This window comes from Parapedobacter flavus, from assembly GCF_035818675.1.
GTDB lineage: Bacteria > Bacteroidota > Bacteroidia > Sphingobacteriales > Sphingobacteriaceae > Parapedobacter > Parapedobacter flavus.
In genome coordinates this window covers 114,147-135,400 of record NZ_JAYKZZ010000013.1, presented here as the reverse complement: position 1 = coordinate 135,400, position 21,254 = coordinate 114,147, and the positions used below count along the sequence as shown (strand labels likewise).

The 21,254-nt window shown below is 43.6% G+C and carries 33 protein-coding genes; 19 read left to right on the top strand and 14 right to left on the bottom strand.

Annotation, left to right across the window (positions count from 1 at the left end; genetic code table 11):
* Positions 1 to 21: 21 nt before the first annotated feature.
* The 19 genes from U9S71_RS11700 (at position 22) to U9S71_RS11610 (ending at position 10,389) form a co-directional block, all read left to right on the top strand.
* Positions 22 to 240, top strand: coding sequence for a PRTRC system protein C (locus U9S71_RS11700; protein ID WP_326327675.1), 219 nt, complete (start codon positions 22 to 24; stop codon positions 238 to 240).
* 23 nt (positions 241 to 263) lie between these two features.
* On the top strand, positions 264 to 440 hold the full coding sequence (locus U9S71_RS11695; protein WP_326327673.1) for a hypothetical protein: 177 nt from the start codon (positions 264 to 266) through the stop codon (positions 438 to 440).
* A gap of 65 nt (positions 441 to 505) precedes the next feature.
* Positions 506 to 1,411, top strand: a complete 906-nt coding sequence (locus U9S71_RS11690) for a hypothetical protein (RefSeq protein ID WP_326327672.1) — start codon at positions 506 to 508, stop codon at positions 1,409 to 1,411.
* Between the two features lie 10 nt (positions 1,412 to 1,421).
* Entirely contained in the window at positions 1,422 to 2,135 is a 714-nt protein-coding gene (locus U9S71_RS11685; protein ID WP_326327670.1) for a PRTRC system protein B, read from the top strand.
* Positions 2,132 to 2,938, top strand: coding sequence for a PRTRC system ThiF family protein (locus U9S71_RS11680; RefSeq protein WP_326327669.1), 807 nt, complete (start codon positions 2,132 to 2,134; stop codon positions 2,936 to 2,938). The genes U9S71_RS11685 and U9S71_RS11680 overlap by 4 nt, the downstream gene beginning before the upstream one ends.
* 145 nt (positions 2,939 to 3,083) lie before the next feature.
* Positions 3,084 to 3,281 carry a hypothetical protein gene (locus U9S71_RS11675; protein WP_326327667.1) on the top strand — a complete coding sequence of 66 codons (198 nt, stop codon included), beginning with the start codon at positions 3,084 to 3,086 and terminating at the stop codon, positions 3,279 to 3,281.
* 161 nt (positions 3,282 to 3,442) lie between these two features.
* Positions 3,443 to 3,910 carry a helix-turn-helix transcriptional regulator gene (locus U9S71_RS11670; protein ID WP_326327666.1) on the top strand — a complete coding sequence of 156 codons (468 nt, stop codon included), beginning with the start codon at positions 3,443 to 3,445 and terminating at the stop codon, positions 3,908 to 3,910.
* Positions 3,911 to 4,023: 113 nt separating this feature from the next.
* Positions 4,024 to 4,533 carry a DUF4199 domain-containing protein gene (locus tag U9S71_RS11665; RefSeq protein WP_326327664.1) on the top strand — a complete coding sequence of 170 codons (510 nt, stop codon included), beginning with the start codon at positions 4,024 to 4,026 and terminating at the stop codon, positions 4,531 to 4,533.
* The gene (locus U9S71_RS11660) at positions 4,523 to 5,059 is read left to right on the top strand and encodes an SRPBCC family protein (RefSeq protein WP_326327662.1); all 537 of its coding nucleotides are present in this window, start codon (positions 4,523 to 4,525) and stop codon (positions 5,057 to 5,059) included. The genes U9S71_RS11665 and U9S71_RS11660 overlap by 11 nt, the downstream gene beginning before the upstream one ends.
* 42 nt (positions 5,060 to 5,101) lie before the next feature.
* Positions 5,102 to 5,464, top strand: coding sequence for a DUF2200 domain-containing protein (locus tag U9S71_RS11655; RefSeq protein ID WP_326327660.1), 363 nt, complete (start codon positions 5,102 to 5,104; stop codon positions 5,462 to 5,464).
* A gap of 143 nt (positions 5,465 to 5,607) precedes the next feature.
* Positions 5,608 to 6,363 (top strand): Dph6-related ATP pyrophosphatase, encoded by a 756-nt coding sequence (locus tag U9S71_RS11650; protein ID WP_326327658.1) that lies wholly within the window; start codon positions 5,608 to 5,610, stop codon positions 6,361 to 6,363.
* Positions 6,364 to 6,653: 290 nt separating this feature from the next.
* Positions 6,654 to 6,980, top strand: a complete 327-nt coding sequence (locus U9S71_RS11645) for an ArsR/SmtB family transcription factor (protein ID WP_326327656.1) — start codon at positions 6,654 to 6,656, stop codon at positions 6,978 to 6,980.
* Positions 6,970 to 7,482 carry an SRPBCC family protein gene (locus U9S71_RS11640; protein ID WP_326327655.1) on the top strand — a complete coding sequence of 171 codons (513 nt, stop codon included), beginning with the start codon at positions 6,970 to 6,972 and terminating at the stop codon, positions 7,480 to 7,482. The genes U9S71_RS11645 and U9S71_RS11640 overlap by 11 nt, the downstream gene beginning before the upstream one ends.
* Positions 7,479 to 7,895: an SRPBCC family protein gene (locus U9S71_RS11635; RefSeq protein WP_326327653.1), complete on the top strand. Its 417-nt coding sequence runs from the start codon at positions 7,479 to 7,481 to the stop codon at positions 7,893 to 7,895. Before U9S71_RS11640 ends, U9S71_RS11635 begins: the two co-directional genes overlap by 4 nt.
* A gap of 81 nt (positions 7,896 to 7,976) precedes the next feature.
* Complete coding sequence (locus tag U9S71_RS11630; protein WP_326327651.1) at positions 7,977 to 8,354, top strand: DoxX family protein; 378 nt, start codon at positions 7,977 to 7,979, stop codon at positions 8,352 to 8,354.
* Positions 8,351 to 9,151, top strand: coding sequence for an alpha/beta fold hydrolase (locus U9S71_RS11625; RefSeq protein ID WP_326327649.1), 801 nt, complete (start codon positions 8,351 to 8,353; stop codon positions 9,149 to 9,151). Before U9S71_RS11630 ends, U9S71_RS11625 begins: the two co-directional genes overlap by 4 nt.
* On the top strand, positions 9,151 to 9,813 hold the full coding sequence (locus U9S71_RS11620; RefSeq protein ID WP_326327647.1) for an ankyrin repeat domain-containing protein: 663 nt from the start codon (positions 9,151 to 9,153) through the stop codon (positions 9,811 to 9,813). Before U9S71_RS11625 ends, U9S71_RS11620 begins: the two co-directional genes overlap by 1 nt.
* A gap of 9 nt (positions 9,814 to 9,822) precedes the next feature.
* Positions 9,823 to 10,182, top strand: coding sequence for a DUF1801 domain-containing protein (locus tag U9S71_RS11615; RefSeq protein WP_326327645.1), 360 nt, complete (start codon positions 9,823 to 9,825; stop codon positions 10,180 to 10,182).
* Between the two features lie 39 nt (positions 10,183 to 10,221).
* On the top strand, positions 10,222 to 10,389 hold the full coding sequence (locus tag U9S71_RS11610; RefSeq protein WP_326327644.1) for a hypothetical protein: 168 nt from the start codon (positions 10,222 to 10,224) through the stop codon (positions 10,387 to 10,389).
* An 11-nt stretch (positions 10,390 to 10,400) separates the two neighbouring features.
* Here U9S71_RS11610 and U9S71_RS11605 read toward each other — a convergent pair whose 3' ends face one another.
* From U9S71_RS11605 to U9S71_RS11540, 14 genes are all read right to left on the bottom strand, one after another.
* The gene (locus U9S71_RS11605) at positions 10,401 to 10,676 is read right to left on the bottom strand and encodes a hypothetical protein (protein WP_326327643.1); all 276 of its coding nucleotides are present in this window, start codon (positions 10,674 to 10,676) and stop codon (positions 10,401 to 10,403) included.
* Positions 10,677 to 10,825: 149 nt separating this feature from the next.
* Positions 10,826 to 11,587, bottom strand: coding sequence for a hypothetical protein (locus tag U9S71_RS11600; protein ID WP_326327641.1), 762 nt, complete (start codon positions 11,585 to 11,587; stop codon positions 10,826 to 10,828).
* Positions 11,588 to 11,630: 43 nt separating this feature from the next.
* Positions 11,631 to 12,062, bottom strand: a complete 432-nt coding sequence (locus U9S71_RS11595; protein ID WP_326327639.1) for a DUF3872 domain-containing protein — start codon at positions 12,060 to 12,062, stop codon at positions 11,631 to 11,633.
* 12 nt (positions 12,063 to 12,074) lie between these two features.
* Positions 12,075 to 12,632, bottom strand: a complete 558-nt coding sequence (locus tag U9S71_RS11590) for a conjugal transfer protein TraO (RefSeq protein ID WP_326327638.1) — start codon at positions 12,630 to 12,632, stop codon at positions 12,075 to 12,077.
* A gap of 18 nt (positions 12,633 to 12,650) precedes the next feature.
* Entirely contained in the window at positions 12,651 to 13,553 is a 903-nt protein-coding gene (gene traN / locus U9S71_RS11585; RefSeq protein ID WP_326327637.1) for a conjugative transposon protein TraN, read from the bottom strand.
* 29 nt (positions 13,554 to 13,582) lie between these two features.
* The gene (traM, locus tag U9S71_RS11580; protein WP_326327636.1) at positions 13,583 to 14,926 is read right to left on the bottom strand and encodes a conjugative transposon protein TraM; all 1,344 of its coding nucleotides are present in this window, start codon (positions 14,924 to 14,926) and stop codon (positions 13,583 to 13,585) included.
* Complete coding sequence (locus tag U9S71_RS11575) at positions 14,913 to 15,218, bottom strand: nitrogen regulatory IIA protein (RefSeq protein WP_326327635.1); 306 nt, start codon at positions 15,216 to 15,218, stop codon at positions 14,913 to 14,915. Before U9S71_RS11575 ends, traM begins: the two co-directional genes overlap by 14 nt.
* A 19-nt stretch (positions 15,219 to 15,237) precedes the next feature.
* Entirely contained in the window at positions 15,238 to 15,669 is a 432-nt protein-coding gene (locus U9S71_RS11570; protein ID WP_326327634.1) for a hypothetical protein, read from the bottom strand.
* An 11-nt stretch (positions 15,670 to 15,680) separates the two neighbouring features.
* Positions 15,681 to 16,304 (bottom strand): conjugative transposon protein TraK, encoded by a 624-nt coding sequence (traK, locus tag U9S71_RS11565; protein WP_326327633.1) that lies wholly within the window; start codon positions 16,302 to 16,304, stop codon positions 15,681 to 15,683.
* A gap of 21 nt (positions 16,305 to 16,325) precedes the next feature.
* A complete protein-coding gene (traJ, locus tag U9S71_RS11560) occupies positions 16,326 to 17,318 on the bottom strand; it encodes a conjugative transposon protein TraJ (RefSeq protein WP_326327632.1) in 993 nt (330 codons plus the stop codon).
* A gap of 5 nt (positions 17,319 to 17,323) precedes the next feature.
* On the bottom strand, positions 17,324 to 17,947 hold the full coding sequence (locus tag U9S71_RS11555) for a DUF4141 domain-containing protein (RefSeq protein WP_326327631.1): 624 nt from the start codon (positions 17,945 to 17,947) through the stop codon (positions 17,324 to 17,326).
* Positions 17,948 to 17,968: 21 nt separating this feature from the next.
* Positions 17,969 to 20,476 carry a TraG family conjugative transposon ATPase gene (locus U9S71_RS11550; RefSeq protein WP_326327630.1) on the bottom strand — a complete coding sequence of 836 codons (2,508 nt, stop codon included), beginning with the start codon at positions 20,474 to 20,476 and terminating at the stop codon, positions 17,969 to 17,971.
* Entirely contained in the window at positions 20,473 to 20,805 is a 333-nt protein-coding gene (locus U9S71_RS11545) for a DUF4133 domain-containing protein (RefSeq protein WP_326327628.1), read from the bottom strand. Before U9S71_RS11545 ends, U9S71_RS11550 begins: the two co-directional genes overlap by 4 nt.
* A gap of 12 nt (positions 20,806 to 20,817) precedes the next feature.
* Positions 20,818 to 21,126 (bottom strand): DUF4134 domain-containing protein, encoded by a 309-nt coding sequence (locus U9S71_RS11540; RefSeq protein ID WP_326327626.1) that lies wholly within the window; start codon positions 21,124 to 21,126, stop codon positions 20,818 to 20,820.
* Between the last annotated feature and the right edge of the window lie 128 nt (positions 21,127 to 21,254).

The following is a 21,254-nucleotide window of genomic DNA, read 5'->3' as shown; positions in this document are numbered from 1 at the left end:
CCATTAAAAAAATAAAAAACCATGTTATTAGCAACACAATTAGAAAGAGTATTTATACTCAAAGACAAAGGACAGGACATCCGGCTGACCGACCCCAAGCCAACTTGGAGCGTGGAAGCCGTGATGAATTATTATGCCAATATGTATCCGGTTCTGACGACCGCAAAAGTATCCGCACCGCAGATTAAGGACGATACCGTCGAGTATAGGTTTGAGAGCGTTATGGGAACAAAGGGTTAAACGAAAACAGTAAACAATGACTTATGCAAGAACATACCGTATCGGGGACATTCCAAATACCCCAAGAGCCCAAGCAAAGGCAATTACACCGCCAGTTAAGCGAGTTCGCAAGTTGGATGCAAAAACCGAAAGACGCAAACGAAATCCAAAAGGACAAACAGCAGTCCGTACCCATAGCCATGCTGCCCATGGTTTTCTAAGGACTTCATTCCTCCCAAGACTGGAGGAAACAGCAACCGTACAGGCTTATAGGGATGATGCCAAAATGCAAAGGGATTTTTATACATCCCTTTGCCAATTGGCAGAACATTACGGCATCGTTCCCAAACCAACGCAGTCTTTGGCTTATCCTTACAATATCGCATTGGCGTTAAAAGACACCGGAGAACAGTTAAGGCACAAAATAGGAGATTGGGAAGAAATCAGGTTGATACAGGATAGTGAGAAAATGTTTTTTACAAGTGAGGAACGATACAACACAGGCACCACCCTGTATTATATTCCCGTTGCCCCCTTATTCAGGTGGCTGAAAGAACCCAAGCGTAAAAAGACCGCCCAATTACTCATATCGGTTTGCAGTTACCTTTACTGTATTGCCGACATCCCGTATTACAGAAAGCAAAACAGCTACCTCTTTTGGATGTATGAGATGCACAAAGATTGGATATTTATGGATGATGACGGCGAGGAAACGAAAATCTACCTCAGTGAAATAGAACAAGCCGTTTGGATAGGCGACCGCATGGAGCAGAAGATTTTTAACCGAATCAATTTAAAGTGGTTTAAAGACCGTTTAGACCGCTTCCGACCGAAAGACATTATCGACAGGGACTGCCTTAAAGTGGCAACGGAAGCCTATGCGCTCTATCAGCAGTTTCCCGATGAAACCGTGTTCCGAAATGCCCGACCCAATGGTGAAGCGAATGAAGAAGATATGGAACAATCCATTTCAATGGAGAAATATGTTTCATTCTGTGCCGATGCTAAAGGGTGGCTGATGGACAGTCTGGTTGAATCGGTAAACAGCGAATTGCAGGAATACGGACAAATGGAAGAACCCGTTATTGTCAAGCGATTTGACGGAAGCGAGATAACTGCCGGTACACTGGAATTTGAGAACCGCCTGTTACGGATGATAGATGAACTGACTTATATTTTATACAATTTTTAAAACAGAAGCCATGAACGATATAACACAGGACTTCGGAAGGCTATACTATCCCAAATCGGCATTGGTCTTTTACCAGACCACGGGAAAGGGCAACGATATGTACGTAGAGCATTTTGATATGGATAAAAACGGTATGCCTGTCAATGCACATCCGCTGACCGTAAAAGAAGCGAACAGACTTGCCAAGTCCCTGAAAACCGCAAAAGAAAAAAAAGAACCTTTATTGAAACCACAGGGAATAATGAGCCACCGGATATTATATTTTGACACGGGCGGAAACAAAGTGGTTTGGTTTACCAAAGCCGTAAAGCAGGAGTTGCATTTTATTGAAAGCCTGGGCATACCCAAGGGCAAGGCGGAAGTGCCGCCCATGCTTTGGGTAGCGAACCGCGAAGGATTGGCGGTTTTTGCTCTGAAAGGCAACCGCAGACCTACCGAAAAAACAAAGTTATACAATGCACCCTTTTTCAACGTGTACGGGGACGGCAATGTATGTATGGGAACGGTAGCTATACAGATAAAGAAAACCGCCTCATTGGAGGAATTTACCCAAGCATGGGAAGGCTATTTCTTTAACAGTTATTTCAGTCATTTAATGCACGGTTATAATCCCATCAGGGGAAATTGCGTAAGCCTTTGGAAAAACCTTATCGCCACAGGTGAAGCGTTTCCGATGGAAGTATTGACAGAAAGTAAGGTAACCTTAAAAGATATTTTGCAATGAACACAGGAAAAACAAAAGTCCATTTTACCGACCATAGTCTGATAAACGCTACCAATCCCCTCTCGGTAAACCTTATCGGGGCAGGTGGCACAGGCTCAAAAGTCCTGACCGCTTTAACGGAAATGAACCATTCTTTGATTGCTTTGGGACACGCAGGCTTGCAGGTTCGTTTGTGGGATGACGATGTTATTACCGAAGCCAATTTGGGCAGACAGCGGTTTGCGGAAAGTGAAACAGGATTGTATAAATCCGTTGCGCTCATCAACCGTTGCAACCGTTGGGCAGGTACGAACTGGAAAGCCGAAACGCAGAAGTTTGAAAAAGACAGTTGGGATAAAACCCCCGGAAATGTACAGGCTGCTATCTTTATTACCTGCGTGGATAGTGTAAAGGCAAGGTTTGGTATTGCCGGAATCCTGAAAACATTCGATAGTGGTAAGTATGACCACCATAAGCCAAAGTATTGGTTGGACTATGGCAACAGCCAACATACAGGGCAAGTGCTGTTATCTACCATCGGCGACATTGAACAACCGAAGTCAGACCGATTTGAAACGGTAGCCAATCTGCCAATGGTTACCGAAGAATTCGGCGACTTGCTATGGCAATCCGAACAAGAAGATGATACACCGAGTTGCTCACTTGCCGAAGCCTTGGAAAAGCAGGATTTGTTTATCAATTCCGCATTGGCTCAAATGGGTAGTTCTTTGTTGTGGGGTTTATTCCGCAACGGACTGACTGAACACAGGGGCTTTTTTCTCAACCTGAAAGATTTCCGCAGCCAACCCATTAAGGTCGCTTAGACCCGGAATCCGGGCGGCAAAAATGCCATTCCTCCCTATCGCTCGGAACCGCATTTTTGCATTTTAATAAGGTGCAACCCCTTTGTCGAAATGCCCGCATCACAATTGCCTTTCCTTCATTTTGCCAAACAGATTGCGGCATGCTTTGAGTGGGATATTCCATCCCATTGATTATTTTGCAAAAATTTCTTTTCTTTCCACATCAGCGGCTAAAGAAAAGAAGCAAAAGAACGCCGCCTGGTGGGAACTGGATGTTTCGGTTTGGATAAAGCAGGAGGGAGACTGGATCATGGTAGCCAATGTAACAGACGAGCCAACCGATATTAAACGTACAGTAGAATGAAAAAAAATAATTGCAATTTTCGGTTTGGCAACTTTCACCTTGGCTGCAGAACGAAATGTTTTCAGGCTGATTGGGTTTGACTTTGTCATTAAAACTGGTCTGGCGCAAAATAGCTGAACATTAACTATAATCAAAAAACAACAACACATCTCAAAAAAACCATGGCAATTTTAAAAGACTTTAAGCATATCATTTTATACGGACTGGTTTTAGCGATATTGGTTTTCGCCTTGAAATGGCTTCAATGGAAATTTTTAATCGTTGACAATGCTATAGATATATACATCGGGCTTGTAGCTATTTTCTTTACTGCATTGGGTGTTTGGGTAGCGACACAGCTTTCCAAACCCAAAATCCAGACCGTAATCGTAGAAAAAGAAATATTCGTGCCCCAACCCGAAGATTTCACGATCAATGAAGCCGAGCTGCAAAAACTCAATTTAAGCAATCGTGAATATGAAGTATTGCAACTTTTGTCAAAAGGGTATAGCAATGCCGATATAGCAAAAGCCTTATTCCTCTCTTTGAGTACCATCAAAACACACGTTTCCAATCTCTATTTCAAAATGGACGTGAAAAGCAGGACACAGGCCATAGAAAAAGCCAAACGATTGAAAATCATACCATAGGCGACCTCGTACTTTAGTATTAATTGCTTTGAAAATTAAATTTCGGTACCAAAGTATGAACCCGGTTTCCTTTGTTGACTTTAGTTTTGTGGAGAATTTTAAAATGTAAAGAAATGAAAAAAGTAGTGCTGATTTTCGGCTTAGTCATCGGGGCAGTGTTTTGTGCTAATATCGGATTTATGATTTATTGGATGTACCATAATCCGGATTTAAAAGGGAACGACATTGTAGGTTATGCTGCAATGGTTCTTGTTTTTTCGCTGATATTCTTCGGGACAAGAAATTACAGGAATAAGTATCTTGACGGTTATATAACTTTTGGGAAAGCGTTTAAGACGGGGGCGTTGATAGCTTTAGTGGGTTCTACAATATATGTTTTAGTCTGGCTGTTTTGCTATTATTTGTTCGTTCCTGATTTTATGGATGTCTATTCCGATTATGTTTTGAAAAACTGTACCGAGGACGACTTGCCAGCCAAAACAAAGGAAATGGCCAACTTCAAAGAAATGTATAAAAACCCCATTTTCGTAATACTAATCACCTATTCCGAAGTATTGCCCATAGGATTAGCAGTTGCACTGATAAGTGCGTTAATCTTGAAAAAGAAAAACAATGAAAAATAATACAGCATTTACAATCATTTGCCTCTGGACGAGTATGTTATCCTTTGGGCAACAAAACAATATTTCAACAATTAACCAATCAACAATTATGGATACGATAAATCAAAATTCAGTAAATGCCACTATTGAAATCAAAGCCGCAACTACAGAAATCTGGGAAGTACTAATAAACCCAGAATGCATTGCAAAATACATCGGCTCAACGATTCAAACAGACTGGAAGGTCGGCTCTCCAATCACTTGGAAAGGAGAAATGAACGGTGTGAAATATGTAAACAAAGGGACAGTGCTTGAAGCCCAGCCCAATCAACTTTTGCGCTATACCTATTGGAGCGGGCTGGGCGGTGATGCGGATTTGCCTGAAAATTATTCTGAAATAACTTATACTTTACGACAATTGGATGGCAGTACCGTTGAATTGACCTATTCCAGAATAAAAATCCCAACTGAAATGGAAACACAAATTTTCAAAAGCCATATACAGTCTGTCCTTAATGAAATAAAAAAAATAGCGGAAAGAGAATAACTATGAAGTTGGCAAAATCCCTAATCAATTAAAACAAATCAAATGAAAATAACTGATAAACATAACGAACGAATAGCGAAAATGATTTTCGCTTCTGTCTATCCGCACTACGTAACAAAAGTGGAACGCAAAGGCAGGACAGTCGAAGAGTTGCAGCAAGTCATTGAGTGGCTGACGGGGTTTGATCAGGAAAAACTACAGGAGCTCATTGACGAAAAAGTAACTTTTGAAACCTTTTTTGAGAGAGCGGTGCTTAACCCCAATGCGCCATTAATAACCGGAGTGATCTGTGGTTACCGTATTGAAGAAATCGAAAATCCATTGACAAAAAAAGCAAGGTATTTAGACAAGTTGGTGGATGAATTAGCGAAGGGTAGAAAGATGGAAAAGATATTAAGAACCTAAAAAACCATCGTTACAAATTACCAACGTTAGTGCTACGTGGTCAAGTACATAAAGTCAAAAAATTATTTTAATACTATTTTCTAATGCAACCTGATATTGTTGGAAAAACTTGGTAAGTAGCAATTATAAACCAAGCAGTTAACATGAACTGCGCAATAGGGTGGTTTGAAACAAAAGCAACAAGGAATACCTATATCACAATGAACCGAAAAAAAGCAGTATTTAATTGGAGCGGTGGAAAAGACTCTGCATTAGCACTTCGAACAATTTTACAAGACAATCAGTTTGACGTTATTTCATTACTGACAACAATTAACGAAGAAACATTGACATCTTCCATTCATTCTATTCCTGTTGAAATACTATCCAAACAAGCTGACAGCATCGGCATTCCTCTTTACACCGTTTTGTTTGCAAAAGACTTGAAAAATTATGACGACAAAATGCGTGAAACAATTGACCACTTCAAAAAGCAAGGTGTTACTCATTTCATCTTTGGCGACATTTTTTTATCGGACGTAAAGACACGCAGAGAAAGTAAACTCAATCCATTAGGAATTGAAGTTGTCGAGCCATTATGGAATAAATCATCTGCCGAAGTTATTGCTGACTTTCTAAAATCGGGAATTAAGACAAAAATTATTGTAACTCAAGCAGACAAATTAGACCAGACATATATTGGAAAAGACTTAGACCAAAATACTGTAAACTCATTTCCTGATGACATAGACGTTTGCGGAGAAAACGGAGAATATCATACATTGTCCTACGCAGGTGGATTGTTCAAAAAAGAAATTGATTTTACAATTTCAAAGGCTAACAAAATCTCTTATGACATCGGGTTAGACAACGGACAAACAAAAACTTTTGAATATTGGCAAGCAGATATAACAACGTGAAAAAAAGAAAACCGAACACATAGGATTGTATTGGCAATAGGCAGAGGGAACAGCTTCATGTCAATGGAAGTGCTAAATTCAATATTTATGCTTCGTATCAACATTAGTGCTAAATATCCTGCCTATCACCAATACGCAAGACCATTAGCAGCAATACAAAAAAAACACCCCGAACATCAATTTTTCTTCTCAAAAAAAAACTACAAAAAAAATACCCAAAATTTTGCGAAACCGAAAAGTTGCGTATATATTTGCAACCAATTGGTTTCCTAAATTGAAATCCGCAACAAATGAAAAGAGATGTTTTCCAAGCCATAGCAGACCCTACACGCAGAGCCATTCTTGTATTGATAGCATCACAAGCGTTGACGCCCAATGCACTGGCAGAAGAATTTGATATGACCCGCCAAGCGGTTTCTAAGCACATCAAAATCCTGAACGAGTGTGAACTCATCGAACAAGAAAAACTGGGCAGGGAAATCTATTACCAACTTAAAGTGGAAAAAATGAAAGAAATAGATCAATGGTTGGAGCGGTTCCGAAAAATTTGGGAAAAGAGATTCAGCCAACTTGATAACGTATTATTAAATCTTAAAAATCAAGAAAATGAACAGTAATTTATTATTTGACTATAAAGTCAATAAGGAAAACAATACCATATACATCAATAGGGAATTTGATGCCAACCTCGAATTGGTTTGGAAAGCATGGACAACACCGGAACTGCTCGATCAATGGTTCGGTCCCAAGCCGTTTAAAGCAGAAACCCTGTCAATGGATTTTCGGGAGGGTGGTTTTTGGTTATATACTTTGATTAGCGAAGAATATGGCAATCAATGGGGCAAAACGGACTATCACAAAATCGTAAACTTGAAATACTTTACAGCCTCTGATTCATTCCTTGATGAAAACCATCAACTCATCCCTGACTATCCGGTTTCTTCGTGGAAAATTGAATTTAATCAGAAAGCGGACATTACGACCATCAATGTTGCCACAACCTACAAAACCCTCGAAGACCTCGAAAAGATGATTGAATGGGGCTATATGGACGGGTTTACAGCAGTTATGAAAAATTTGGACGAATTACTTAAAAATCTTAATAACAAGAAAAAATGAACAACCTAAAATTTGACTTTAGCGTCAACAAAGAAAACAACACAGTAAGCGTAAAACGTGAATTTGCCGCCAATCTTGACCTTGTTTGGGAAGCGTGGACAAACCCCGAAATCCTTGACCAATGGTGGGCACCAAAGCCATTTCAATCCAAAACAAAAACTATGGACTTCAAAGTTGGCGGTCGTAGATTTTACGCAATGGTAAGTCCCGAAGGGCAAGAAACCTGGGCTATTCAAAAATATACTTCCATTAGCCCCAAAACAAATTTCAAATTTTTGAATGCTTTTGCCGACAAAGATGAAAATCCGGATTTGCCCGGCTCGGATTGGGATTTGAATTTCAGCGAATTCAACGGCACTCAACGGTGCACATCTCCATCTACAATGAATCCCGGGAAAGAATGGAGAAGATGATTGAAATGGGCTTTAAAGAAGGCTTTACAATGGGATTAAACCAAATGGAAGAATTATTGGGCAACTTAAAAGCGAGAAAAAATGAAAGGTAAAATTTTAACCGTACTATCCGCAATTTTCGGATTGTTATTAATCAATGGCGGGCTTGACAAGTTCTTGCACTATATGCCCACGCCCGAAGACCTGAACCCTGAATTGATAAAAGATTATGCGGCAATAAGCGAAATCAGGTGGTTGATGCCACTCATTGCCCTTGCCGAGCTGATTGGCGGGGCATTATTGATCTTTCCAAAAACAAGGGCTTTAGGAGCTTTGATTGTTTTTCCCGTTATGGTCGGGGTATTGTTGACACATATTTTTGTCGATACAAGCGGATTGCCGATCGCCGTTGTAATTTGGGCAATTCTGCTTTGGATATTATTTGATAACAGAGAAAAATATTCCTCAATAATAAGATGATGACACAATACACAACATCAAAAGACGGTACTAAAATCGCTTATTCCAAAACAGGAAATGGCAAGCCGTTAATACTTGTGGACGGGGCGTTCTGCCACAGAAAATTTGGTGCAAACGAAAAGCTTCCGCAACACTTATCTGATAATTTCACAGTCTATTCTTATGACCGCAGGGGACGAAGCGAAAGCAGAAACACATTGCCTTATTCGCCACAAAAAGAATATGAAGACCTGCAAGCGGTCATCAATGAAGCAGGTGGGAATGCTCATGTTTATGGCATTTCATCGGGCGCTGCATTGGCTTTGGAAGCCGCAAATGCAGGAGTGAAAATGGAGAAATTGGCACTTTATGAAGCACCTTACATTACAGACAACAGTCGTTCACCGCTTCCCGAAAACTATTTAAAAACCATTACGGAACTTGCTGAACAAGGTGAAAATGGTAAAGCCGTAAAATATTTTATGCGAACAGGCATAGGCTTACCTGCCTTTGTAGTTTGGATGATGCAATGGATGCCCGCTTGGAAACAAATGAAACAATTGGCTCACACCTTGCCTTACGACATTGAAATTCTTGGGAACACAGGCTCGGGAAAACCATTAAGCAAAGAAAAATGGAGCAATGTGAAGATGCCGACGTTGGTCATATCAGGAAGCAAAAGTGCAAAGTGGTCGCAAAACAGTATGCAACATTTGGCAACGGTTTTACCCAATGCAAAGCATCAAACACTTATAGGGCAATCGCATATTGTAAACCCGAAAATCTTGGCACAAGAGCTCATACAATTTTTCCGTTAATGAAACCATTTAAAACAAGCATTAAGAAACTTCTGGAACAAAAGGACTATCAGAGCCTTCGTAAGCAGCTATTTGAAAATCCAAATCTTTCAAATGAAGGCATTACCATTCCCTATGACTTTTTTTGCCGTACAAAAGCTCATCCTCTTCATCGGATTTGCGATGCTGTTTTTGCAGGTAAAATAACAGATGAAGAAGCTATCCAGTTTGCCAAAATATTTTTAGAATTTGGAGCCAACATAGATGGAGATAAGAAAAAAGATGAGGGAACACCTATCCTTGCAGCATCCAGCCTTCACGCTGAAAAATTGGGTATATTCTATATTGAAAATGGGGCAGATATTCATTATACCCACAAAAATAACGGAGCATCAGCTTTACATTGGGCTTCCTATTGTGGACGGGATAAGTTGGCAAAAAGGTTAATTGAAGTAGGAGCGGAAATAGACAAAGCTGACAGAAATTATAATAGCACACCGCTTGGTTGGGCAATTCATTCATTGCAAACACGTGATGTAGGGAACAATCACAACCAAATAGGCTGCATTAAATTGTTATTAAAGAACGGTGCGGACGTAAAAAGATTGGACAGTGTGAAAAAAGACTATTTGTTCTCTTTGGGGAATGATGACTCAAAACTACAAAATTTATTAAACCAATAAAAAATCAACATGACAGCAAAAGAAAAAATAGACGAATACATCAACAACACTAGCGATTGGCGAGGTGAATTGATTACAGAGATTAGACAACTTATCCATGAAATAGAACCCGAAATCACAGAAGAATGGAAATGGAACAGTCCGGTGTTTTCATACAACGGAAAAATGATTTGCAGCACGGGAGCATTTAAAACCCACGTTGGTCTGAACTTTTTTAACGGTGCAATGATAGAAGACCCCAACGGACTTTTTAATAGTGGGCTGGAAGCAAAAAAATCCCGTTCCATCAATTTTAAAAAGCAAGATAAAATCGAGAAAGAGCCCTTAACATCACTATTCACCAGAGCATTAGATGATGGGAAAAAATAGTGTGTTATTTTGGTTTCTGCGTTTATACCGCAATCTGAAATGGAAAGGCTTGAAGGGTTCATCGTTGAGGTAAATCAGGAACACAGTTTTTATGTTGTCCACCGATATGAACTCAATCAAGCCACCCATTTTGCTTCCATACAGGTACGCACATCATGGGTGTATTTCCAGTTGCATACATTCAACATCAAGAGCGATGCCCGATAGGAACAAACCTATCATAATTTCCTGCCACTTTTTTTACGCTTAAACAGATCTTTCCAACCTTTGTTGGAAGGAGTAGGGGGAGTCACCTCTTTGGTTTCATTCTTTCGTATGTCCCTGATATTATTGGCGATAAGCCAATCATAGAACGCCACCGTATTTTCAGGCGTGAAATTTATCAGTTTCCTGTTCTTCAGGGAAATAACGAATGTATCGATGCTGACAGAAAAAGCGGATAGCTCATCGGCAGCATGCTTGAATCCGGGATAGGTGTTGCTTACAGTTTTCATAATATTCATTTTTTTAGCGGAATCTGCAATGAGGAGGTGCAGGTCATTATACTTACCGGCATTAAGGCATTGGTATGTTTATCTCCAATAAGGGGGCGCCCGCTGTGACGTGAGCGCCCTTACTTATTCAATGGATTGTTTTTTGCTTTTCAGGAACCCAATACACCTTCGGCACCACCACTCATCCAGTAGGCGGCGTTTTCCATGTCGTGTAAATCCCCGCCTAAAACCAGTCCCAGCACCCCGCCTACAAAATCGGCATGAAGGACAATCGGCCATTGCCACCACCTCAATGCAGCATCGGGAGACGGATGCGTCCATGTATCAAGATCATGGACTTCCTTCCAGAATAACCCGGAATGGTAAGCTATGGAACTGATTCTTAAAACGGCCTCCTTATCATGTTGTGGCAGACCGCTTTCCATCACCTGCCGCTCTAATTCGGTTACCTCAGCCAAAAAGGAAGGGAACAAGGCTTCGCTTGTAGTGGATTTTGTAATATCCTCCAACCGGATGAAATAGGCTTTTACCTCGTCGTTTAAATCAGTCCCGGATAGAAACTTTGATAACCCGATTTTCCGTATCTGCCGGTACATCCTATCAACCTTATCCAAATCAATTTCGGGCATCCGCCCAACCCGTTCCTGAAATTCACGGGTCAGGAACTCTTTTATGCCGGCTTTGGTCGTGTCACCCGTTGATTGCTGATGGTTTCTTAGAGATTCCAATACCAGATTGTGCCTTATGCCCGAGGAATCGTATGGATTCATTCTGCCGTTCCATACCCGATCCACCATTACCGGTTTATCCACTCCTTGCTGAGGTGTGGAATCGGTCGGTACTTCCATCTGCTCGCCGCACCCTGCCATCATCGTGGCAAACAGTGCCCATGTCATTACATGCTTCTTCATTTTTCTCTGTCGTTTTTATTAGTAAATAAGGGTTAAAAAAAAATCAGTCTTGGTTATTGAATTCAAAGCTCAGCTGCTGCTCATTGCCGAAATTGTCTGAAATCCAAACATCGAATGCATGGGATGTGGCTTCCAATGAGATATAATACAGCCTGAACTGCCTCGAGGGTAAAGGGTAGCGGTCATTGGGGCGGTACCATGAGCTGGTAGTGCTCCGCAGCATCCCCGTGCCGCTGTATTGAAAATAACGGATGAAATATTCGGTACCGGCATAATTGCCTGAAGGCAGGATCGTAGCCCTTATCTCAATGGAATGCCCTTTGGCAATTGCGGGGGGAATCGGCATCAGCTTCACCTCAAAGGGGAAGTTTTGCTGTATGTCCAATTCCTGCTTACCACAGGAGGATAGGGTGATGACAATGGCAAAAATCCATGCCCATAAAAAAATGCTGTTGTTAATCCATACTCGTTTCATAATCATTTATTTTTAAAAGTTAAACCTTAAACCCACGCCCGCAGATGGACGCAACTGTTTCAAATCCGTACCCCAAAATATTTTGCTGCGGCCTTGCAGCAGGAAGACAAAGCGGTCGGAAATATATGTTTCCAGGGACAGGCGGCCACCGGCCCCATAGATAAAGCTGTTTTCATCCAGTATCCTTGCCCCGTCACTGAGAAGGTTTTTGCCGCGATTAATGGATTCGTAACCCGCAACAGCTGTAAGCCCGGCATATAAGGCGATAGTCCTTCTGTAATCACCCCAGAGCAGAAAACTGTAACCCACCTCGCCGGTATAGGTTTCCATAGGAATCCGCAAATCCTTGTAGTGTGCCAACCGGTAGCTGTATTCCAATCCGCCTATCCGGTAATTTCCGTTCTTTCCATTGATGGTCAGAGCCATGTTCAGATAGTAATGGTCTCTGAATTCTTTGGATAATATCCCTGTACCTATTTCCAACCCTTTTTGCCCGGGTATCATGCGTTGTGCCTGTGCCGTTGCCATGCTTGATATGGCCAATGCCATAGCGAAAATGTATTTTTTCATCTGTATGTTCAGTTTGGGTTAATGAATTTTAAGGTGCATATCACGGATGGGCTTTGCATGTACGAGGTCGGTATTTTCCACCCTTAACACCTGCTGCCGGCCACCGTTCTTTTCAAAGACTGTAATCACCAGCACCTTATCATCCGTGATGGTAAACCGGTCAAGCAGGAATACGTTTCGGCCGGTCGTATGGCCTGCTATTTCGCCCAATGGCTTATATATGCGCAGCGGCTTCAATTGCCTTTCCTGATGGACGGTACGTTTGGCAACTTTTTTGTCCGCTATGTTGAAATTCACAAAGTCGATGTTGAACGGCACATTGCTTTTGTTTTTTAGTTCCGTATGGAGAAAGAATTTGCCGTTATGGACATAAATAGCCTTTAATGAAAGCCGGATGCCATAGCTCCTTGAGCCGATATGCCTCAGTATCCTTTTATTTTTTGTATAAATCGTTTCCATGATTTGCCCGGCCAGCAAGGGCGGGTCGCCACCCATTTCTTCAAGCAATACCCGGTTCCCCTTATTCCGGTTCAAAGCTTTCTGCATGGTGAGCAGATCATAATTTAAGGTAGCGGGTGCAGTACTGTAAGAAACATTGAAGCTGTAGAAACGCCCCTCAGCTGTAATGACCGAAAAATTCGTTTCTTCTTCAAAACCCTTGACGGTAGCTTTTACACGCAGGACGTTTTCCGCATCTTCCGCCTTGCCTGCAATCAGGTATCCGCTTCCCAGATCGACATAACGGATAGCGGAGGGAAAAATCAAATGGGAAGTTTTGTTGTAGGTTACCTCCATCTTGTAAGGTTCTACCTTACCCTTGCTTAACCTATGGGTGCCGGAGGCCATTTGCTGTGCATCCATATGGATGCTGAAGCCAACCAAGCCGGCCATTATCCAAAGGCTTTTATATATTGTTTTCATTTTATTTACTGATTTTTAGTGTTGAACAATTAATTTTTTGAAACCAGGAACAGTCTGTGCCCGGCTTTGACGGTTACCTTGGGCGTTCTTACCTTCTTGGAGAAATAACCCGATATCCCCTGGATGATACCACGGCTCAGGTCCGCCGCAACCTGCTGCCCTGCCGATTGGGTAAGCATGAGACCGGTACCGGATGCCTGCCCCATATTGCCTGCCATTTCAGTTAAAGCATCCGCTTCGGGGGAAAGCGGTACAAACAGACCTTGCTGCCCGTCCATATCGTATGCTGAGATGTCAACCGGAATGATATTGCCTTCCAGTTCTACAGAAGTGATTTGTAACTGTAAACGGCTACCCAGGAATTTGGTATGGGCAGTTAATACCGTTCCTGCCGGGATGGTGTGGCTGGCTGTACGGGCAGCCTCCAATAACCGCAACCTTATATCCGTTTCACCGTTTACTGTCAGCGTTTCATGCACACAGGCCCGGATGCTGTTTTTGGGATGTGCAGTTTGTTTGGAAATACCGGCAGTATAAAATCCATGGTTCCGGGTTTCGCCCCAATCCGCTAAAAAAGCACTGTCCGTAGGCTCCCGGTACAGGGAGGAAACGGGGTTTTTTCTTGCAGGCGTGAATGCAACAACATGCTGTTTTTGGCTAACTCCCTGTGTTTTGGAGGCCATAGTTTCCGGAGGTGCTACCTCTGCTATTTCCGCGGGGTTATTTGCAGGAAGGTATTTTGCTGCCATCTGATATGATTTTTCCATCAGATCCAGTTGGTCTTGAACGGTGGTGTTCGGGGACACATCCTTTTCAGCCAACTGTTCTTTCAGTTCCTCAACTTGCCTTTTCAGTTCCTGTGTTTCATAATCGTTGTTATCATAGAAAGAAGTCAGTGCCGTTTGGGCATTACGGTAGCTGTGCAAAGCAGGATTGCTGTTACCTGCACTACTTCCGTAGCTATTTTCTATTCCGGAACGTTCCGCCTCCTGTTGTACAGGTACTTTCTGTTCCGCTGATGTGTCCCGATCCATATCCCAATAATCGGACAGGGACATCAGCGCATGGTGCTTTTCCTGTTGTTTCCGTTGGAGCATGGCCTGTTCATAGGCCTCGCCTTTATCGGCAATCATCCCATCTCCCGTAGCTTGGGGGATGGTGTCGTTCAGTCCGGCATCCGCTGCATCATTCCCATTTGGGGATGGTTTGAAAATCAAATACATGCAGCCGAGGAACACCACACCCATAAGGGCAAAAATGAGAGGCTTCTTTAGTTTTTCGGTCCGGCTCCCCATAGCTGATACTTCATCGGTTTCTTCCCGGCTGCCTTCCGTCACCCGGATAACCGGTTTTTTATGCTCATTCGCTTTCATGTGTCTTGTCTTTTAAAATGGTTATTGACGTATCCTGCAAGCTTGCAGGTTTTTCATTTTTTTGGAGGATAGGGTTTATAGGGTTTATGGGGCTTACGATATGCTCCGGCTGCAATATGTTTCCAGGCTTTCCTGTATCGTACCGGAGTTTTGCGATAACCCCTGCGGTCAATAAGAGATAGCCGGCAAAAAGGCATATCGTGTAGCGGCGCTGTTTCCTGCGGGGCAATGCCCGCCAGCGTTCGTCCAGCCGGTCCATTAACCGGTCGATTTTGTCTTGTAATTTTTTCATGTCTTGGTTGTTATCTCATTTAGTGCATGGAACGTTTAATCCGTTGACCCGCTTTTTGCTCCGGTGTATCCGTGACCATAGCGATGGCTTCCTTTGCTCCGGGAACGGTGGCCACGGAAAGATTTTTTTTCAAATCCATTTTTTTCAGCAACTGCCCGAAGCGGTCTTTCCTGATGACTTCCATTCGATTGAGGAAGAATTTACCGTTGAGGTATTTTATCCATAAGCTGCATTCCACCCGTGGCTGGTCTTCACCCGTCCATTGCAGGTAGCCCGAAACCAGTAGCCCCGATTCGGGCAGCTGCTCCTTGCCGTTCCGGCAGTTTTCGAGATACTCCAGGATGCTCTCCTTTAGTTTTCCGGCGTAAGCACCCTGTGTATGGAAATAGCCGGTATAACCTTTTCCGGTAAGTAGGCTCGTAAATGTGTTCAGCTCTGATAATAATTTCATGATTTTTGGTTTTAGCGATCTATGACTTCCATATCCCTGTTTTCCACTACAGTGAATTTTTCGATATTAAAGCCCTGCGGGTTATTGTCGGACTTGACCGAGTTCAGCAACCGGCATGAAGTAATGAGGCTCCGCCGGGTTATATTGCTGGGGCGGATGATAAACTGTTTGGCATAAGTCCTGACGGCATAAGGGTAGGTATCGAAATTGCAGACCACGCTGTCCACCTCGATACGCTGCTGCACGTTCCCTGAAATGATCCGGTTGTAATACCCTTTTTCAGAAAGGTCTTTGTAGTAATCGAATGCCGATTTGTCGGCAAGGTTAAAAGCCCGTTCCATGTTGCTTTCGATGGCCCGTTTATCGGGAGCCAGTGTGAAGAACAGTTCATGGAAACGGCGTACATGCTCTCTGGCTTCCACGGGGCGGTTGATGCTGGCATCCTGCGATAAGGCCAGCATCAATGATTTACCCTTGTCCAGCACATAGATTTTTTCCCGTTGTTGCTCTGCGAACCGATAGGCTTTCCATATGCTAAACCCTGCCACGTTGATGCAAAGCACTGCAAATACAATAGCATACAGGCGTATCTGATTAAAACTGTTTTCTATATTCCTGAGTGTTTTAAATTCCATTTTGTGAATGATTTAAAGCGGTTATTTTAAAAGTCTGCCGGTGATATTGCCCGTAGCGGAACCTGTCCCGGCACCGGCGATGTTCCCTGTTTTTGTAGCCGTGGTATTTACATTGCGCATGAAATTCCCTGCGCCTCCCGCCTGTATCACCCAGCCTGCTACCGTGGGAATGGTGAAATACCCCACGATGCCGATTACCATGAAGATGATATACACGGTGTTGGAAGTATCGGGGATATAGGTGGGGTCCGCCAGTTTCGCTATATCCCGTTCCAGTATCAACGATTGTATTTTCGATAATATGGAACTGAACATATCGGATATAGGCAACCATAAATACACGCTGATGTACCGGGTGAGCCATTGCGTCAGCGTGGACTGGAAGCCATCCCAGACGGAAATGGCAAAAGCTATGGGGCCGAGTATGGAAAGGACGATGAGAAAAAAAGTACGGATGGTATCAATAACCAGTGCCGCTGCCTGAAACAGTACTTCGAGCAGTTCCCGGAACCAGTCCCTGATATCCTTCTTTAAGTCATACATTCCTCTTTCCATATACATGCCGGACATGGCAATCATGTCAGAAGGTGTCCAACCCAATTCTTCCAGTTTTTTATCAAATTCGGCATCGCTTACGAGGTAGGCGGTTTCGGGATTACGGAGCATGGCTTCCTTGTCTAATAAATCTTTCTGCTCCTGCAACCGGTTGAGATCCAATACCTGATTGTCCAGCATGGCATGGGTGCCTTTCACTACCGGGCTCAACACCGCATTGATGGTTCCCAGTACGATGGTGGGGAAAAACAGGATGCAAATCCCGATGGCAAAAGGTCTCAAAAGCGGAAATACATCTATGGGCTCTGCCCGGCTCAACGCTTGCCATACTTTCAATGCGACATAAAACAATGCGCCCAGACCGGCGATACCCTTGGCTACAGCCGCCATGTTGGCGGATAAGGGCAGCATCTCATCGTAGAGCGAACGCAGGAGCTCGTGAAGGTTAGTCCATTCCATAACCGCTACCAGTATTTTTGTTCATCCGTTCCGTAGAGTTCCAGTACCCGTTCCGTATTATGCTTTTTTTTGGCTCGCAGGATACTCACGGAGATGTTTTTATAAGTATAATAGCGAACCAGGTTGTGGTAGTCCTTTACCTCCTTATACACCCGCTCAATGACATCCATCCGTTCCTTGTCATTCATGGACAGACCGGTAGAAGAAACTACCTGCTTCAACTCTTTCAGGAGTACCGTACTTTCATTGAGCAGCATGGAGTAGCCATTGGCGATGGCTGACAGCTCCTGCGGGGTGAAGTTGGGGTCATTCATCATCTTGTCGAAGTTGTGGACGTACATTTCTGATACATCGCCCACCATCAATACGATCTGCTGTACTTTTCTGGCATCTTTCACCAAGTTATTGACGGCTTTCAGCTTGTCGTAATATTTCTTGCCCTGCTCATAGAGCTTTTTTACCTCTTTAAAATTCTTGATGACATTCGACACTGTGGAGGAAGTCTGTACAATCTCGTTGGCACTGTTCAGGATACCCGAAGCCAGATTTGCAGGATCGGTTACGATAAACTGTGCTTTGGTGGGTAGGGTGGCGGATAATATCAACGCCAGCAATAGCATCTTTTTCATTTTTTCATGTTTTTTGAATGATTAATAATTGTGTTGTTTTTCTTTTCGTTCCAATGCCATCCGTTTGATAGCCTGCTCTATATTCCCGTCGAGACCGGAGGCCAGCTTCATGACCTCCACCTTTTCGGTTTCTTCCGTCGTATAAGCGAGATATTCTTCCTGCGATACCTCTGTGGCATATACAGCGGAATGCGTACCGCCCAGTCCAATCCAAACTTCTTTGTAAAGCCTTGAAGGATCATTGTTCATATTGATGGAAAGGATCTGGGATTTTTCTTTTTCCGTTAATCCCAGCATCGCTTGGATGTCATCGAATTTGTTCATGTACTTGCGCTGGTCAAGCAGGATTTTGCAATCGGAATTATTGATGATACTTTCCTTGACGATGGGCGACCGGATAATATCGTCCACCTCCTGCGTAACCACGATGGCTTCCCCGAAGAATTTACGGACGGTCTTGAAAAGGTACTTGATGTATTCAGCCATGCCTTCCTTTGCAATCGCCTTCCACGCTTCTTCAATCAGTATCAGCTTACGCACACCTTTGAGCCTGCGCATCTTGTTGATAAAGACTTCCATGATGATAATCGTCACGATGGGAAACAAAATTTTGTGGTCTTTGATAGCATCAATTTCAAAGACTATAAAGCGTTTGGAAAGCAGGTCTAACTGTTTGTCGGAATTGAGCAGGTAATCGTATTCACCGCCCTTGTAATAAGGTTCGAGTACATTGAGGAAATTGGCGAGGTCAAAATCTTTTTCCCGCACTTTTTTTTCTTCCAGTACCTTCCGGTAGTCGTTTTTTACATAATCATAGAAACCGTTGAATGAGGGGTAAACGTCGTCCGTTTTGATACGTTCGATATAGCCGGAAACGGCATTGGAAAGTGCCACTTCTTCCGACCTCGTAGGAGGTTCATCATCACGTTTCCAAAGCGTGAGTATCAAAGTCTTGATACTTTCACGCTTTTCGATGTCGAATATGCCGTCATCAGTAAAAAAGGGATTAAAGGCAATCGGGTTGTCTTCGGTATAAGTGAAATAGACACCGTCTTCGCCTTTGGTCTTGCCTTTGATGAGCTCACATAGGCCTTGATACGAGTTACCCGTATCTACCAGCAATACATGCGCACCCTGTTCGTAATATTGGCGTACCATGTGGTTGGTGAAAAACGATTTCCCCGAACCGGACGGACCCAAGATGAACTTGTTCCGGTTGGTGATGATGCCCTGCTTCATGGGCAGGTCTGAAATATCCAGATGGATGGGTTTCCCTGTTAGCCTGTCCGCCATCTTGATGCCGAAAGGGGAGGGCGAATCATGGTAATTGGTTTCTTCCGTGAAGAAGCATAAAGCAGGTTCGATAAACGTATAAAAACTTTCCTCACCCGGGAAATCGCCCGCATTGCCCGGCATGGCTGCCCAATATAAGGTAGCAACATCCGTTGTATTGTGGCTGGGCTTGCATTCCATCAAAGCCAAGGCGCTGCCGCAATCGTTTTTCAATTGGCGAAGCTCGTTGGAATCTTCAGACCAGGCTATCACATTAAAATGCGCCCTGATGGAAGACAGGCCGAACGAATGCGCTTCATTCAGGTATTTTTCTATCCATTCCTTGTTGATTTGGTTGGCACGGCTGTACCTTGCCAGTGAGTGCATATTCCTTGCGGACTTTTCAAACTTTTGCAGGTTGGCTTCGCTGTTATCCAAAAACAGGTATTGGTTGTAAATATGGTTACAGTTGAGAAGCAGTCCCACGGGAGCGGCAAAAGATAACAGGCAATCGCTGCGGTCGGTGGATAACTTTTCGTAACGGGTATCTGCTGATACCGTACCGGGTAAATCGTCTGTATCGGACAAGGTATGCAGGCATAGCCTTTTGTTCCCTATACGGACTTCTTCACTTCCCAAGGCGATGTCCTGCATCGGCGTTCCTGCTTCTCTGGATAATGTAAGATATTGTTCGAGCAGTCCCTGCTTATTTTCCGTTCCAGTAATATCCTCTTCAGTAAGGCGTTGCAGGGTTACCAAACCAGTGTCGTTGACAATCCGCTCAAACTGTGCCACCGCTTCCATAAACCGGCGGACGGTTTCTTTATCCCTGATTTCTTTGGGGATGAGAACACCTTTGCAAAGCGATGAAAAATTGCTTTGCATCCGCATCCGCTCTTTGGTGGTCTTGGTCAGGAACAGGTAGCAATAATGGTTCAGGAAAGGGCGTTCATTGAAATGCTGCTGATAGCTTCTGGAAAGAAAACTTTGGTGTTCTTCCGACAGGTCAGGTTGGTAATTTTCTTTGATATACCAGTCCTGTTTGTGGATGATGGAATAATCCGGGAGGGTTTTGATTGCCTTGTGCCACGCCGAATGGATCGCCTCGTATTCCGCTGAAGCTACCGTGAACAGTTCCGGCAACCGTACTTCAAAACAGGCGGTAAGGTCTGCATCTTTGGACAAAATACAGTTGTTCTCTACCGCTAATAATGGAAACTTGTTTTCCAAAGTGGTAATCTTTGATACGTTCCTCATGCGGTTTGGATTTTAGGGGTGGTTTTTAAATAACGGTGTGCCCGCTTGCGGCAGGTGATGTAACGGGGATGCCTTTTTTGCGCCGCCATTTTCATCAGTCCATGCTCGCCGTATTTCCGGTTCAGGGAAAAGGTCTGCCATACTATCAGCGAAGCACCGCCGGCACCCAGAAACAGGCAGACGTAAGGGTTCACGCCGGCCATATACAGGATCATCACGAGGATAAGCGTACCGAGCAGCCCGCCTGCGAATAGGAACAGGTATTGGGCTTTCAATCCTTTGAACTCCACCGTTCTTCCGATGCCTTTATTGATGTTGTAATTGTTCATATAGTAATGGGATTACAGGAAGAAGGAACGGAGGATGGTAGCAGCAACGATCAGGAAGATACAGGCACCGAACCACGAAGCTGCCGTCTTGCTCGTGTCGGGGTCGCCACTGCTGAATTTGTTATAAACTTTCACGCCCCCAATCAGACCGACCACCGCACCGATGGCATAGATGAGTTGTGTGGCAGGATCGAAATATCCGGTTACCATTTGGGTGGCTTCGTTGATGCCTGCATTCCCGTTTCCTCCCTGTGCCAGTGCACCGAAGCCGGTTAGTGTAGCTGCCATTGCCAGCAGGACTTTTTTGCTTTGTTTTTCCATGTTTTAAACACTTTATGTTGTTATCGTTGACCCGCACCTTGCGGGCTTGAGGACAAAGGTGTCATGGAAAATGAAGCGTTGTTAGAATGTGGTGGTCAGAGGAAGTGTTTGGCGGTGGGTGGCACTAC